The 14,792-nt window shown below is 69.2% G+C and carries 11 protein-coding genes and 2 tRNA genes; 5 read left to right on the plus strand and 8 right to left on the minus strand.

Annotated elements, in window-relative coordinates; translation table 11 throughout:
• Nucleotides 1-459: 459 nt before the first annotated feature.
• The 6 genes from ACWJ6R_RS00315 to ACWJ6R_RS00340 form a co-directional block, all read right to left on the minus strand.
• On the minus strand, nt 460-3,045 hold the full coding sequence (locus tag ACWJ6R_RS00315; RefSeq protein ID WP_449060268.1) for a valine--tRNA ligase: 2,586 nt from the start codon (nt 3,043-3,045) through the stop codon (nt 460-462).
• 191 nt (nt 3,046-3,236) lie between these two features.
• Nucleotides 3,237-4,514, minus strand: a complete 1,278-nt coding sequence (clpX, locus tag ACWJ6R_RS00320; protein ID WP_068903694.1) for an ATP-dependent Clp protease ATP-binding subunit ClpX — start codon at nt 4,512-4,514, stop codon at nt 3,237-3,239.
• A gap of 193 nt (nt 4,515-4,707) precedes the next feature.
• Nucleotides 4,708-5,352 carry an ATP-dependent Clp protease proteolytic subunit gene (locus tag ACWJ6R_RS00325; RefSeq protein ID WP_449060269.1) on the minus strand — a complete coding sequence of 215 codons (645 nt, stop codon included), beginning with the start codon at nt 5,350-5,352 and terminating at the stop codon, nt 4,708-4,710.
• 11 nt (nt 5,353-5,363) lie between these two features.
• Nucleotides 5,364-6,008 carry a ClpP family protease gene (locus ACWJ6R_RS00330; protein ID WP_449060270.1) on the minus strand — a complete coding sequence of 215 codons (645 nt, stop codon included), beginning with the start codon at nt 6,006-6,008 and terminating at the stop codon, nt 5,364-5,366.
• A gap of 323 nt (nt 6,009-6,331) precedes the next feature.
• Complete coding sequence (tig, locus tag ACWJ6R_RS00335; RefSeq protein ID WP_449060271.1) at nt 6,332-7,702, minus strand: trigger factor; 1,371 nt, start codon at nt 7,700-7,702, stop codon at nt 6,332-6,334.
• 207 nt (nt 7,703-7,909) lie between these two features.
• The gene (locus tag ACWJ6R_RS00340) at nt 7,910-8,776 is read right to left on the minus strand and encodes a helix-turn-helix domain-containing protein (RefSeq protein WP_449060272.1); all 867 of its coding nucleotides are present in this window, start codon (nt 8,774-8,776) and stop codon (nt 7,910-7,912) included.
• Between the two features lie 242 nt (nt 8,777-9,018).
• Between ACWJ6R_RS00340 and ACWJ6R_RS00345 the strand changes: the two genes are divergently transcribed.
• A complete protein-coding gene (locus ACWJ6R_RS00345; RefSeq protein WP_449060273.1) occupies nt 9,019-9,525 on the plus strand; it encodes an ATP-binding protein in 507 nt (168 codons plus the stop codon).
• Nucleotides 9,526-9,590: 65 nt separating this feature from the next.
• Here ACWJ6R_RS00345 and ACWJ6R_RS00350 read toward each other — a convergent pair.
• Nucleotides 9,591-9,664 (minus strand) — tRNA-Pro (locus ACWJ6R_RS00350).
• A gap of 88 nt (nt 9,665-9,752) precedes the next feature.
• Between ACWJ6R_RS00350 and ACWJ6R_RS00355 the strand changes: the two genes are divergently transcribed.
• A tRNA-Gly gene (locus ACWJ6R_RS00355) sits at nt 9,753-9,826 on the plus strand.
• A gap of 88 nt (nt 9,827-9,914) precedes the next feature.
• Here ACWJ6R_RS00355 and ACWJ6R_RS00360 read toward each other — a convergent pair.
• Nucleotides 9,915-10,067, minus strand: coding sequence for a hypothetical protein (locus tag ACWJ6R_RS00360; protein ID WP_449060274.1), 153 nt, complete (start codon nt 10,065-10,067; stop codon nt 9,915-9,917).
• 101 nt (nt 10,068-10,168) lie between these two features.
• Here ACWJ6R_RS00360 and ACWJ6R_RS00365 point away from each other — a divergent pair, with 101 nt between their 5' ends.
• The 3 genes from ACWJ6R_RS00365 to ACWJ6R_RS00375 all read left to right on the plus strand — a co-directional run bounded on the left by ACWJ6R_RS00365 (nt 10,169) and on the right by ACWJ6R_RS00375 (nt 14,785).
• Nucleotides 10,169-11,566: a TrpB-like pyridoxal phosphate-dependent enzyme gene (locus ACWJ6R_RS00365; RefSeq protein ID WP_449060275.1), complete on the plus strand. Its 1,398-nt coding sequence runs from the start codon at nt 10,169-10,171 to the stop codon at nt 11,564-11,566.
• A 358-nt stretch (nt 11,567-11,924) separates the two neighbouring features.
• Nucleotides 11,925-13,685 (plus strand): ATP-binding SpoIIE family protein phosphatase, encoded by a 1,761-nt coding sequence (locus tag ACWJ6R_RS00370; RefSeq protein WP_449060276.1) that lies wholly within the window; start codon nt 11,925-11,927, stop codon nt 13,683-13,685.
• Between the two features lie 212 nt (nt 13,686-13,897).
• The gene (locus ACWJ6R_RS00375) at nt 13,898-14,785 is read left to right on the plus strand and encodes a TIGR03086 family metal-binding protein (protein ID WP_449060277.1); all 888 of its coding nucleotides are present in this window, start codon (nt 13,898-13,900) and stop codon (nt 14,783-14,785) included.
• Nucleotides 14,786-14,792: the final 7 nt, after the last annotated feature.

A 14,792-nucleotide genomic window follows, 5' to 3' on the forward strand; every position in this document is an offset into this window, starting at 1 on the left:
GTGCATCATGCACTGGCTTTTAGCACACTGTTGAGTTCTCAAGAAACGGACGCGTCCACCGCCTGCCGGGATCCGAAGACCCGGTGTGCGGGGCGTTCCACTTCGTTGCGTTCCCATCCTACCGTATCGTCCGCTTCGTGTCAATCTGACCCGATTCGTCCGATCCCGGTCCGACCGGAACCACCCCGTCTCCGGGGCAACCCCTCTAACTTACCTCGACATCCCGTTCGTGTCCACTCATGCGGTCACGCCCGATTTGCCGGGAGTTCTAGAGAGGGGGTGCAGGGGTTCGCCCTGCAAGAAGAAACCTTAGCAGCCTCTACGGCTGACATGACCAACTTCCCGGTAACAGGTGGGTCTTCCCAACGCCAGAAGACTCCAAACGCGAAGACGCGGGGTCAACGGCCCCCCGCGTCCTCACCTCATCCCGGTCCGGCACCTCGGCTGCAGAATTCCGATTCAGCCGGCGGGCAGCGCGGCCAGCTGAGCGGTCAGCCGGGCGATGTCCTGGTCGGCCTGAGCCGCACGGGCCCGGACCTTGCTCACCACGTCATCCGGCGCCTTCGACATGAACTGCTCGTTCCCCAGCTTGGCGGCCACCTGCGCCGCCTCCTTGCGCGCCACCGCGAGGTCCTTCTCCAGGCGCTTGCGCTCCGCGGCCACATCGATGGCACCCGCCGTATCGATCTCCACGGCGATACCGCTCACATCGAGACGCGCCGTCGCCGCGAAGGACTCCGACGGCTCGTCCAGCCGGAGCAGCGAACGGATCGCGCTCTCATGGGGGGCCAGAGCCGTACCGGCGAGGGACAGCCGCGCCGCCACCCGCTGGCCCGGCTTGAGCCCCTGGTCGGAACGGAACCTGCGAACCTCGGTGACCAGGTTCTGAACCGCGAGGATCTCCTCCTCCGCCGACGGGTCACGCAGGGACTCCTGGACCGTGGGCCAGGGCGCGACCACGATGGACGGCCCCCCGGTCAGCGCCCTCCACAGCTCCTCGGTGACGAACGGCACCAGAGGGTGAAGCAGTCGCAGCAGCGCGTCGAAGACATGCCCCAAGACCAGCCGGGTGTGTTCCTGGCCCGCCGCGATCTGGATCTTGGCGAGTTCCACGTACCAGTCGCAGACCTCGTCCCAGGCGAAGTGGTAGAGCAGATCTGAGGCCTTGGCGAACTCGAACTCCTCGAAGGCGGCGTCCACGGACGCCGTGACCTCCTGGAGGCGGGAGAGGATCCACCGGTCCGCCGCGGTGAGCTCCGCCGCGGGAAGCTCTCCGACCGCGGCGCCGTTCATCAGGGCGAACCGGGTCGCGTTCCAGATCTTGTTGCAGAAGTTGCGGGAACCGCCCGCCCACTCCTCGCTGATCGCCACGTCGGAGCCCGGGTTGGCGCCGCGCAGCAGGGTGAAGCGGGTCGCGTCGGCGCCGAAGCGCTCCACCCAGTCCATCGGGTCCACCACGTTCCCGAACGACTTGGACATCTTCTTGCCGAACTGGTCGCGGACCATGCCGTGCAGCGCGACGGTCCGGAACGGCGGCCGGCCGTCCATCGCGTACAGGCCGAACATCATCATCCGGGCGACCCAGAAGAACAGGATGTCGTAGCCCGTCACCAGGACCGAGGTGGGATAGAACTTCTCCAGCTCGGGCGTCCGGTCGGGCCAGCCGAGGGTCGAGAACGGCCAGAGCCCCGAGGAGAACCAGGTGTCCAGGACGTCGGGGTCCTGGACGTAGCCCTCGGGCGCCTGCTCGTCCGGACCCACGCAGACGACCTCGCCGGCCGGGCCGTACCAGACGGGGATGCGGTGTCCCCACCACAGCTGCCGTGAGATGCACCAGTCGTGCATGTCGTCGACCCAGTCGAAGTAGCGCTTGGCGAGCTCCGGCGGGTGGATCTTCGTGCGGCCGTCCCGGACCGCGTCGCCCGCGGCCCTGGCCAGCGGTGAGACGTCGACGAACCACTGCAGCGAGAGACGGGGCTCGACCACCGTCTTGCAACGCGAGCAGTGGCCGACCGAGTGCAGGTAGGGCCGCTTCTCGGCGACGATCCGGCCCTGCTCCCGCAGCGCGGCGACCACGGCCGGCCGCGCCTCGAAGCGGTCGAGGCCCTCGAACGGACCGTGCGCGGTGATCACTCCGCGCTCGTCCATGACCGTCATCGACGGGAGCGAGTGCCGTCGGCCGATCTCGAAGTCGTTCGGGTCGTGGGCCGGGGTGACCTTGACCGCGCCGGTGCCGAAGGCGGGGTCGACGTGCTCGTCCGCCACGACCGGGATGCGGCGGCCGGTCAGCGGGAGCTCCACCTCGCGGCCGACCAGGTGGGCGTAGCGCTCGTCGGACGGGTGGACGGCCACGGCGGTGTCACCGAGCAGCGTCTCGGCCCGCGTGGTGGCGACCACGATGGAGTCGTCGCCGTCGCCGTACCGGATCGAGACGAGCTCTCCCTCGTCCTCGGTGTGCTCGACCTCGATGTCCGACAGGGCGGTGAGGCAGCGCGGGCACCAGTTGATGATGCGCTCGGCGCGGTAGATGAGCCCGTCGTCGAAGAGCTTCTTGAAGATCGTCTGCACCGCGCGGGAGAGTCCGGGGTCCATGGTGAAGCGCTCGCGGGACCAGTCGACGCCGTCCCCGAGCTTCTTCATCTGGCCGAGGATCCGGCCGCCGGACTCCTCCTTCCACTGCCAGACCCGCTCGACGAACGCCTCACGGCCGAGGTCGTGCCGGGACAGGCCGTCCTTGGCGATCTCGCGCTCGACGACGTTCTGGGTGGCGATGCCGGCGTGGTCCATGCCCGGCATCCAGAGCGTCTCCCTGCCCTCCATGCGGGCACGGCGAGTCAGCGCGTCCTGGATCGAGTGGTCCAGCGCGTGCCCCATGTGCAGGACACCGGTCACGTTCGGCGGCGGAAGGACGATGGTGTACGGCTCGCGCTCACTGCTCGGATCCGCGGCGAAGTATCCCTCCGCTACCCAGCGCTCGTAGCTCCGGGTCTCCACATCGGCGGGTGTGTACTGGGTGGGCAGCTCTGGAGTCGTCACGGTGCCCAATTCTAAGGACGTCCGGGCGGCCGTCGTCCCATCGCCCGGTGAGTCGCCGGTCCTCTGGGCGGCTCGCGCCCCGTCCGTCCGCCGGGGTCTCCCCGCCCGTGGACCGCTTCTCGCCGGGTCCCGGACACGGCGGCGCCCCCGCGGATGATCCGCGGGGGCGCCGCCGTACGGGATTCGGGCGGGTGCCGGGGCTAGGCCGACTTCTCGCGGGGGGCCCGCTGCTTGCTGAGTTGGTCGCGCGGGACGAGCGTCGGGTTGACGTGCTCCAGCACCGACTCCCGGGTGATGACGACGCGGGCCACGTCCTCGCGGGACGGCACCTCGTACATCACCGAGAGGAGGACCTCCTCCAGGATCGCCCGCAGGCCTCGCGCACCGGTGCCGCGCAGGATCGCCTGGTCGGCGATGGCCTCCAGGGCGTCCTGGGTGAACTCGAGTTCGACGTTGTCGAGCTCGAAGAGGCGGCGGTACTGCTTCACGAGGGCGTTGCGCGGCTCGGTGAGGATCTGGATGAGCGCCTCGCGGTCGAGGTTGTGCACGCTGGTGATGACCGGGAGGCGGCCGACGAACTCGGGGATCATGCCGAACTTCAGCAGGTCCTCGGGCATCACGTCGCCGAAGATGTCGGAGGAGTCGATGTCCTCCTTGGAGCGGATGATGGCGTTGAAGCCGATGCCCTTCTTGCCGATCCGGGACTCGATGATCTGCTCGAGGCCGGCGAAGGCTCCACCGCAGATGAACAGCACGTTGGTGGTGTCGATCTGGATGAACTCCTGGTGCGGGTGCTTGCGCCCGCCCTGCGGCGGCACGCTCGCGGTGGTGCCCTCCAGGATCTTCAGCAGCGCCTGCTGCACGCCCTCACCCGAGACGTCGCGGGTGATCGACGGGTTCTCGCTCTTGCGGGCGATCTTGTCGACCTCGTCGATGTAGATGATGCCGGTCTCGGCCTTCTTGACGTCGTAGTCGGCGGCCTGGATCAGCTTGAGCAGAATGTTCTCGACGTCCTCGCCCACGTAGCCCGCCTCGGTCAGCGCGGTGGCGTCGGCGATGGCGAACGGGACGTTCAGCATCTTCGCCAGCGTCTGGGCGAGCAGTGTCTTGCCGGAACCGGTCGGGCCCAGGAGCAGGATGTTCGACTTGGCCAACTCGAGGCCGTCGTCACGCCCGCGCTCGCCGGACTGCACCCGCTTGTAGTGGTTGTAGACCGCCACCGAGAGGGCCTTCTTCGCCTTGTCCTGACCGATGACGTAGGCGTCGAGGAACTCGTAGATCTCTCTCGGTTTGGGCAGGCTGTCCCACTTGAGCTCGGAGGACTCGCTGAGCTCCTCCTCGATGATCTCGTTGCAGAGATCGATGCACTCATCGCAGATGTATACGCCGGGCCCGGCGATGAGCTTCTTGACTTGCTTCTGGCTCTTCCCGCAGAAAGAGCACTTCAGCAGGTCTCCCCCGTCGCCGATGCGTGCCACCCCAGATACTCCTTTGCGTGGGACCGCCTGGCTGCCGCGGTCCGGTTCTTTCGAGACCGGTCGGAACCCGGTACGAAAAGTCATCCCGCTTAGGTTTCGACGTTACCGCCTTCTGAGCCCTCAGTGAGCCCTCTGACGGCGAGTCGCACCGGAAGGTGCCCAATTGGGCACCGTTCCGATGCAATCTACCTCCTCAGGAGGCGACAGCCTTGGCGAGCTTCTTGCGCGACGGGATGATGTCGTCGATCAGCCCGTACGCCTTGGCTTCCTCCGCGTCCAGAATCTTGTCGCGCTCGATGTCCTTGCGGATCTCCTCGGCGCCCTTGCCAGAGTGGCGCGCCACCAGGGTCTCCAGGAGCGCGCGCATCCGCAGGATCTCGCGCGCCTGGATCTCGATGTCGCTCCCCTGTCCGCCGCCCTCGGTGGAGGGCTGGTGGATGAGCATCCTGGCGTTCGGCAGGGCGAACCGCTTGCCCGCCGTACCGCCGGCCAGCAGGACCGCGGCGGCCGAGGCCGCCTGGCCCAGACAGACCGTCTGGATGTCCGGCCGGACGAACTGCATCGTGTCGTAGATCGCCGTCATGGCGGTGAACGACCCGCCCGGCGAGTTGATGTAGATGCTGATGTCACGGTCGGGGTCGAGCGACTCCAGCGTCAGCAACTGCGCCATGACGTCGTTGGCGGACGCGTCGTCGATCTGCACACCGAGGAAGATGATGCGATCCTCGAACAGTTTATTGTACGGGTTCATCTCCTTCACGCCGTACGACGTGCGCTCGACGAAGGAGGGGAGAACGTAGCGGCCGTTGATGTCTCCCGGCCGGATCAACTCACTCACGTTGTGTCCCTTCAGGAGACGGCGCCCTCGGAGGGCACCTGGCGGGCGCTCCGGACGACGTTGTCGATGAAGCCGTAGTCCTTGGCCTCCTCGGCCGTGAACCAGCGGTCTCGGTCGGAGTCGGCCTCGATCTGCGCCAGGTCCTGGCCCGTGTGGAACGCGATGCGCTCCGCGAGGGTCTTCTTGACGTAGAGCATCTGCTCCGCCTGGATGGCGATGTCGGCGGCGGTGCCGCCGATGCCGCCCGAAGGCTGGTGCATCATGATGCGTGCGTGCGGCAGGGCGTAGCGCTTGCCCGGCGCGCCGGCGCAGAGGAGGAACTGGCCCATGGAGGCGGCCAGACCCATCGCGACCGTGCACACGTCGTTCGGCACGTATTCCATCATGTCGTAAATCGCCATGCCGGCGGTCACCGACCCGCCAGGCGAGTTGATGTAGAGCCAGATGTCCCGCTCGGAGTCATCCGCTGCCAGGAGAAGCAGCTCGGCACAGATTCGGTTGGCGATCTCGTCGTTGACCTGGGTGCCCAGCACGATGATGCGCTCACGCAGCAGCCGCTGGTAGAGCTGGTCTTCGAGCCTGAACGAGCCGGTCGGCTGGCTCATCGACTCGGGCCCGGAGCCGGTCGGCTGGTAGAAGGTCGGCGGGCTGGTCACAGCGTCACCTTCCGATGCGTCGTAATCGATTGGCTTTGCTTGTGACCTTAACGCGCGGCGCCTACCGGACATGCCCCCTCCACGTGCTGTTCGCCGACAGCGCATGATGAGCCCGCTCCCGCCCCGGTGCGCATCCGGCGGTTCCGCCGTCCCCAGGAGGGGCCGGGAGAGCCCGGTGGAGGGCGCTGCGGGGTTCCGGCCGCGCCCCGTCCGCCGCTCCGTCCGGGGCTCCCGGAACCGGTCGCGCCTCGCGGAAACCGGAACGGCGCCCCCGCCGTGTGGACACGGTGGGGGCGCCGCGGGTGTTCCAGCGGAGCGAGGGCTTACTCCTCGGTCTTCTCCTCGGCGGGCTCCTCGGTGGGCTCCTCGCCGTTGATCTCGGTGTAGATGGCTTTGAGGTCCACCTCGTTGCCGGCCTCGTCGACGACCTTGGCGGCGTCGCCGATGACGCTCTTGGCCTTGTCGCGGACGATCTCGACCATGGCCAGGGTGAGCTGGTCGTTGTCCGCCAGGTGCTGGGCCAGCACGTTCGGGGCGACGTTCATCTGCATGGCGCGCCGCACCACGAAGTTGGTCAGCTCCTGCTCGCTGACGCCGAGCTCCTCGGCCTTGACGATCTTGTCGAGGACGAAGCCGGTCTTGAGCGCCTTGGCGGAGCTCGCCTCGAACTCGGCGTGGCGCTCCTCCTCGGTGGTCTGGTAGAGGCGGAAGTACGCGTCCTTGCTCAGGCCGCTCTCGGCGATCTGGTGCTCGAGATTGTGCTTGCGGTTGTCGAGCTCGGCCTTGAGCGCGCTCTCCGGAAGCGGAATGTCGATCTTGTCGAGGAGGGCGTCGAGGGCGTTCTCCCGCGCCTGCACGACCTGGTCGATGAGCTTGTTGCGGCGGATCTGCTCGCGGAGGCTGTCCTTGAGCTCGCCGAGGGTGTCGAACTCGCTCGCCAGCTGGGCGAACTCGTCGTCGAGCTCGGGGAGGACCTTCTCCTTGACGCTCTTGACGGTGATGGTCACCACGGCCTCCTCGCCGGCGTTCTCGCCGCCGACCAGGTTGGTGGTGAACTCCTTGGCGTCACCGGCGGACATGCCCACCAGCGCGTCGTCCAGGCCCTGCAGCACCGAGCCGGCACCGACCTCGTAGGAGACGTCGCTCGCCTGCTGCTCCTCGATGTTCACGCCGTCGATCGCGGCGGCGAGGTCCATGACGACGAAGTCGCCGTTCGCGGCGGGGCGCTCGACGCCGGTCAGCGTGGCGAAGCGCTGCCGCAGGCCGTCCAGCTGGGTGTCGACGTCCTCGTCGGACACCTCGGCGACCGGGACGGTGACCTCGAGACCCTGGTAGTCGGGCACCTCGAAGTTCGGGCGGATGTCGACCTCGGCGGTGAACTCGACCTGCTCACCGTCCTCGATCTTGGTGACCTCGATCTCCGGCTGGCTGACCGGGAAGATGTCGCTCTCGTCGACGGCCTGGCCGTACAGCTTCGGCACCGCGTCGTTGAGGGTCTCCTCCAGCACCACCGCGCGGCCGAAGCGCTGCTCGATGATGCGGGCCGGAACCTTGCCGGGGCGGAAGCCGGGAACGCGCACCTGCTGCGCGACCTTCTTGTAAGCCGCCTGCATGCTCTCGCCGAGCTCCTCGAACGGCACCTCGACAGTGAGCTTGACCCGGGTCGGGCTGAGCTCCTCGACAGCGGTCTTCACGGGGTGGTCTCCTTGATCAAGCTTCGAGTGATCGCGGGCGCGCGCCAATTCGTACGGCTATCGCGGCAAGCTCGCGCGCCGCGCCCACATGAGCGGCGCAGGGCACAGCCTCAAGAGATGCGGATCGGGGCATGCTCCACTGCGGCGGGTGTCCAGCGCCACAGGCCAGTCTAGGGCAGACCCGTACCCCGCAGCGAACGGCGCGGGTCAGATCTCCTTGATGATGCGCCGGAGGATGTCGACGGTCTCACCCGGCGTGGTGCTCACCGCGCACAGACGCTCCATGACCTCGCTGTAGCGGTCCACCTCCTCGGGCTTGTCGAGGTAGAGCGCGCTGGCGAGCTGCTCGACGTAGACGACGTCGGGAAGCTCGCTGTCGTGGAAGCGCAGCACGCTGAAGGCGCCGCCCTCCGCGCTGTGCCCGCCGAAGCTGAACGGCATCACCTGAATCGTGATGTTCGGCTGGCGCATCAGCTCCATCAGGCGCTCCAGCTGCGCCCGCATCACCTCGGTGCCGCCGATGGGGCGCCGCAGCGCCGCCTCGTCGATGACCGCCCAGAAGAACGGACCGTCGGACCGCTCCAGCACCCGCTGGCGCTCCAGGCGCAGGTCCACCCGGCGCGCGATCTCCTCGGGCGCGATCCCGGCGCCGCCGGCGGTGATGACGGCTCTGGCGTACTCCTCGGTCTGGAGCAGGCCGGGCACGAACTGCACCTCGTAGGTGCGGATGCGGGCCGCCGCCTCCTCGAGGCCGACGTACGTCTGGAACCAGTTGGGGAGCAGGTCGTTGAAGCGGTGCCACCAGCCGGGCTCGTTCGCCCTGGACAGAAGGTCCATCACGGCCGTCCGCGCCTCTTCGTCCTCCACCCCGTAGAAGGTGAGCAGGTCCGAGACGTCGCGCTCCCGCAACCCGACCCGTCCGAGCTCCATTCTGCTGATCTTGGATTCGGAGCCTCGGATCAGATGGCCGGCGTCCTCCCGCGTGAGGCCCCTGGCCTCGCGCAGACGGCGCAGCTGGGAACCCAGGAGGATGCGCAGAGCTGTGGGACCCGATCCCTGCTGGATCTGCGTCACTTCGCCTCCCTATTCACTTAGGCCAGCGCACACAGTGTCACCACTTCCGGCCGTTATGACAAGGCCTGGACGCGCGCCCTATTGGTCAACCTCATACCCTAAACGCACATGCCGCTGCACGCTGCAACTGCACGTGCATTTGGGTCTTGCAGGAGCCGCCCGCGTGACTCATGATGGCTTGGTGCATATTGGGCTTATAGTGCACAAGTTTTGAAAACTCTCAACGGCGCGGAGAGCTCACGATGACAGCGGGAGGTACCGGCAGGATGGTGGAGGAGCCGCGATCGGCCGCCGCCTGTCTGCAGGCGACTCGTGAGATCGGCTTCGACGAGCTGCTCACGGCCGACCGCTCGGACGCGGCGGCCTGCCCGCTGCCCCGTCAGGCCGACTCGGTGAAGACCGCCCGGGACGTGACGCGCTCCACGCTGAACGACTGGGGGCTGTCCGAGCTCAGCGACGACGCCGCGTTAGTGGTTTCGGAACTTGTCACCAACGCCGTTCGCTACGCTCTGTGCCCGTCCAGCCGGTCCGAGGCGCCGATCACCCTGATGCTGCTGCGGCTCTCACCCCATGTGCTCCTCGCCGTGGCCGACCCCAGCGACACGCCGCCCGTGCCGAAGGAACCGGACTTCGTCTCCGAGAACGGCCGTGGGCTGTACATCGTGGAGACCTACAGCCGCTATTGGGGCTGGGACCACCTCGCCCGCGGAGGCAAGGCCGTCTGGGCGCTCTTCAGCGGCACCGCCTGAGCACCGTCGCGCGAGCCGGAAAAAGCAAGAACCGGGCACCGGTCGGAACCGGCACCCGGTCGATGTCGGGGTGACAGGATTTGAACCTGCGGCCCCCTGCTCCCAAAGCAGGTGCGCTACCAAGCTGCGCCACACCCCGGCGGTCGGGTACGCGCACGGTCCGGATCTCCGGTACGATTACGCCCTGACGACCGGATGAAGTCTAGACCAGACCAACACCGGATCGCGCGGACGTAGCTCAATGGTAGAGCCCCAGTCTTCCAAACTGGCTACGCGGGTTCGATTCCCGTCGTCCGCTCCACGCAAGAAGGGCCAGGTCACCGGCTATCCGGGGATCTGGCCCTGCTTTTTCCGGCGGACTTCCCGATCTTTCACACCGGTCCGGCCGATCAGCCGCTCGCGGGGCCGCTCAGCCACTGCTTGAAGCGGAGGTCCTCCACGAACGCGGTGTCCGCGACCCCGTCCGCGGGATGACCTTCGACCATCTCCTCCGGCAGGACCCTCTCCGGGAGCCGCCGCCAGTCCTTCTCCTCCTTCTCCATGGGACCAGCGTACGTCCGCGCACGTGCCGTACCGGGTGGTGGAAGAGGGCGCAGGCGTGCGCAAAGGACAAAGGGGAAACGCGTAGACCACAGAGGGTGAGGTGAACGACACTGAGGGCAGCGACCCCTGGAGGCGAACCGTGTCCGAGGCCACCCGAGTGCTGCTCGACGAGTCCCGCATCCCGCGTCACTGGTACAACGTCCTGGCCGACCTCCCGGCCCCTCCCCCGCCGCCGCTGCACCCCGGCACCCTGCAGCCGGCCGGTCCCGACGACCTGGCTCCGCTCTTCCCGGCGGAGCTGATCCGCCAGGAGGTCTGCACCGACCGGTTCGTCCCCATCCCGGACGGCGTCCGGGAGGTCTACCGGCTCTGGCGGCCGACCCCGCTGATCCGTGCCCGGCGGCTCGAGCGCTCGCTCGGCACCCCGGCCCGGATCTACTACAAGTACGAGGGCGGTTCCCCGTCCGGCTCCCACAAGCCCAACACCGCCGTCCCCCAGGCGTACTACAACGCCCGCGAGGGGGTCCGCCGCCTCACCACCGAGACCGGCGCCGGGCAGTGGGGCTCGGCCCTGGCGTTCGCCTGCGCGCAGTACGGCCTCGACTGCGAGGTCTGGATGGTCCGCGCCTCCTACGACCAGAAACCGCACCGCCGGTCCCTCATGCGGGTGTACGGCGCGGCCGTGCACGCGAGCCCGTCACCGGAAACCGTCTCGGGCAGCAAGGTCCTGGCCGAGGACCCCGATTCCCCCGGCAGCCTGGGCATCGCGATCAGCGAGGCCGTCGAGGTGGCCGCGGCCGCCCCCGACACCCGGTACGCGCTGGGCAGCGTGCTCAACCACGTGCTGCTCCACCAGACGGTCATCGGCGAGGAGGCGATCGAGCAGCTGGCGGCGTTCGGCGAGGCGCCGGACCTGATCGTCGGCTGCACGGGCGGCGGGTCCAACTTCGCCGGGCTCGCCTTCCCGTTCCTGCGGGAGAAGCTGGCCGGGCGGATGGACCCGGTCATCCGGGCGGTGGAGCCCGAGGCCTGCCCGTCGCTGACCCGGGGCGTCTACGCCTACGACTTCGGCGACGCCGCCGGGCTCACCCCGCTGCTGAAGATGCACACGCTCGGCCACGGCTTCGTGCCCGACCCGATCCACGCGGGCGGCCTGCGCTACCACGGCATGTCCCCGCTGATCTCGCACCTGCACGAGCTGGGCCTGTTCGAGGCGGTGGCCAAGGGGCAGACCGAGTGCTTCGAAGCCGGGCTGCGTTTCGCCAGGACCGAGGGGATCGTCCCCGCCCCGGAGCCGACGCACGCGCTGGCCGAGACCGTCGCCGAGGCGCTCCGCTGCCGGGAGACCGGCGAGCCGAAGGTCATCCTGACCACGCTGTGCGGGCACGGCCACTTCGACCTGAACGCCTACGACCGCCACCTGTCGGGGGAGATGGAGGACTTCGCGCTGCCGCAGGAGCGCATCGACACCGCGCTGGAGGAGCTGCCCGTCATCTGAGAGCGGGGATCGGCCGCGCCTCTCGGCGTGTCCCCGGACCCGGACGAGACATCCGGCCGTTTCTCAGGTAAACATGAGACTCCATCGTAGATCATTCTTTACGCTTGGCCCGGACAGGAGTCAAGGCACTGGAGGAACACGTCAAGGACCCCGGTCGAAGGCCAGGGCGTGAGGCACGGCGTCGCCGTCACCTCACGTCCGCGTCGACCAGCCCGGTCATCGGTGAATGGAGGTGCGAGAAGATGACTGCGTCCGATGCACGGCGGCAGACCCACCGGCGGCCGCCTCCTCAGCCCGTCGTTCCGGAACCCACGGGAGCGGACACCCCGGCCCCCGTTCACGAGCCATGGCGGGACGCATGAGCACCGATGCCCCGGCGGAGCGGGCCGACCACCGCTTCGTGACCAAGACCCCCGCGGCGGGCGAGGTCCGGATGGGCAGTCCGGCCTCCGTGCACGAGCGCTTCTCGCTGCTCAACGCCGCCAGCAAGCGCATCGGCACCACCCTGGACATGTTCGAGACGGGCCGGGAGCTGATGGAGGTCGCCGTGCCGCGCTTCGCCGACGCGGCCGGCATCCTGGTGCAGGACCGGCTCGTCACCGACGGCGAGTTCCCGCACCGCAGCACCGACGGCTCGGCGCTGGTGCGGCGCCTCGCGGTCGGCGTGGCGTCCGCCGCCCCGGGGGAGTACGCCCAAGCCTTCCCGGTGGACGAGGTCACCGTCTACGACGCCTGGACGCCGTACGCCAAGGTGATGGCCACCGGCAATCCGATCCTGTACCCCCGGCTGGGCGCCCGCACCGCGCGGGAGATCGGCCGCGCCTGGAAGCACGACACGGCGGCCAGGGTGCTGGAGGACAGCTCGTTCCTGGTGGTGCCGTTGAAGGCACGCGGCCGGGTGCTGGGCTTCGTCGTCTTCACCCGCCGGCCGGACAGCGACCCCTTCGACGAGCAGGACGTGGCTCTCGGCGAGGAACTCGCGGCCAGAACCGCGATCTGCCTGGACAACGCCCGGCTCTACGGCCACGAGCGCCGGACCGCGCTGACCCTGCAGAGCAGCCTGCTCCCCTCCGACCTCTACCAGCCCCTCGGCCTGTCGATCGCCTCCCGCTACCTGCCGGCGAGCGACCTGGCGAGCGTCGGCGGCGACTGGTACGACGTGATCCCGCTGCCGGGGTGCCGGGTCGCCCTGGTGGTCGGCGACGTGATGGGGCACGGCACCCGGGCCGCCGCCACGATGGGCCAGCTCCGGGTGGCGGCCCGCACCCTGGCCAGCCTCGACCTGAGCCCCGGCGAGGTGCTGTTCCGGCTCAACCGGATGAGCCAGGACCTGGACGGCAGCCAGATCGCGACCTGCGTCTACGCCACCTACGATCCGGTCACCCGGCTCTGCACGATCGCCCGCGCCGGGCACGTGCCTCCGGTCCTGGTGCACCCGGACGGCACGACGGAGATCGTCGAAGTGCCCGCGGGCCTCCCGCTCGGCATCGGCAACGACCCGGTCGAGACCGCCTCGCTCACCCTGCCGCACGGTTCCGTGCTCGCCCTCTACACCGACGGCCTGGTGGAGAGCCGCGACCGCGACATCGACGAGGGCATCGGCGCGCTGCGGCACCTGCTCTCCGGCCGGATCGAGGAGCTGGGCAAGGACCTGGATGAGATCTGCGACCTCACGATCGGCGCCCAGCGGCCGGGGCACGAACGCGACGACATCGCGCTCCTGCTGGCCCGGGTGCACGAGCTGTCCGAGAACGAGGTCGCCGTGCTCGCGCTCCCCCCGGACAGCCGTTCGGCGGCGAAGGCCCGCGGCTTCGTCCGTGCCACGCTCACCGAGTGGGGGCTGGAGTCCGTCTCCGACGGCACCGAGCTCATGGTGAGCGAGCTGGTCACCAACGCGGTCCGGCACGGTGAGGGGTCCGTCGGGCTCCGCCTGCTGCGCGGCCCGAGCCTGGTCTGCGAGGTGGCCGACCGCTCGCCCTCGATGCCGGTCATGCGGGAGGCCGCGGGCACCGACGACAGCGGCCGGGGACTGCAGCTCATCAACTGGATGGCCCACCGCTGGGGCACCCGCCCGACACCCCAGGGGAAGATCGTCTGGGTGGAGCAGAAGCTGCTCTAGAACCGCTCCAGGACACCCGCCGCCGGGCGCGGACCGCATGATGCCCGCCGTACGGCGTTCCCCCGTCGCCTGAAGGCGGCGGTCCCCTGCCGAGGCTCTGATGGAACCCCTGTCGCAGATGGGGGACGCCCCACCCGGTCATGCCCGACGGGTGCGCTGACTACTGGCGCTCCACGGGTTACGGTCGAATCGATGATTCGGGAGGGCTGCACATGACCATCGACATCCGGGAGGCCTACCGGCGGGCGCTGGACGACTTCGGCGCCCTCGTCCACCGGATCGCACCCGGGCAGTGGGAGAACCCGACACCGTGCGCGGGCTGGGACGTCCGCACCCTGGTCAACCATGTGGTGAGCGAGAGCCTGTGCGTGCCCGAGCTGTTCGCCGGGCGGGGCACCGCGGAGATCGGCGGCGCCTTCGACGGCGACATGCTCGGCGACGACCCGCTGAAGGCGTTCGACGCCTCGGCGTCCGCCGCCGTTCAGGCGACCGGTGACGACGGTTCCCTGACGGCCGTCGTCCGGCTCTCGTTCGGCGACGTGCCCGGCGCGGAGTACATCACCGAGCTGTTCGCCGACGCCCTCATCCACACCTGGGACCTGGCCCGGGCGATCGGCGCGGACGAGCGGCTCGACCCCGAGCTGGTCGAGGCCTGCGCGGCCTGGTTCGCCGACGCCGGGGACGACTACCGGCAGGCGGGCGTCATGGGCGATCCGCATCCGGTGCCCGCGGCACCGGCCTGCAGGCCAGGCTCCTCGCCGCCTGGGGCCGCACCGGCTGAGGCCCGCCGTACCCGAGACGGCTCCGGCGGAGGATCCGGCCCGGGACGACCGCGGCTCCACGGGTCCTGCGCCGTGCCTCCGGCGGGAGCGCAGCGCCCGGCGGAGGATCCGGTCCGCGACGGAGCCCCGCGGCGCGCTACCGCGCCGCGGGCCGCCTGCCGTGGTTGGCCTTCCGCTTCTTCCTCGCCCGCGCCTTGCGCGCCCGTCTGCCCATCGCGACCGCCTCCGTCCGTGGATCCCAGGTCAGGTCTCCACCGTCCCCCGGGAACGCACGCCGTACAAGGCCCAAGTCGCGGGTCTTCCGGCGGCCGCCCTTAGAGTCCGG

The sequence above is a fragment of the Planomonospora algeriensis genome, from assembly GCF_977012225.1.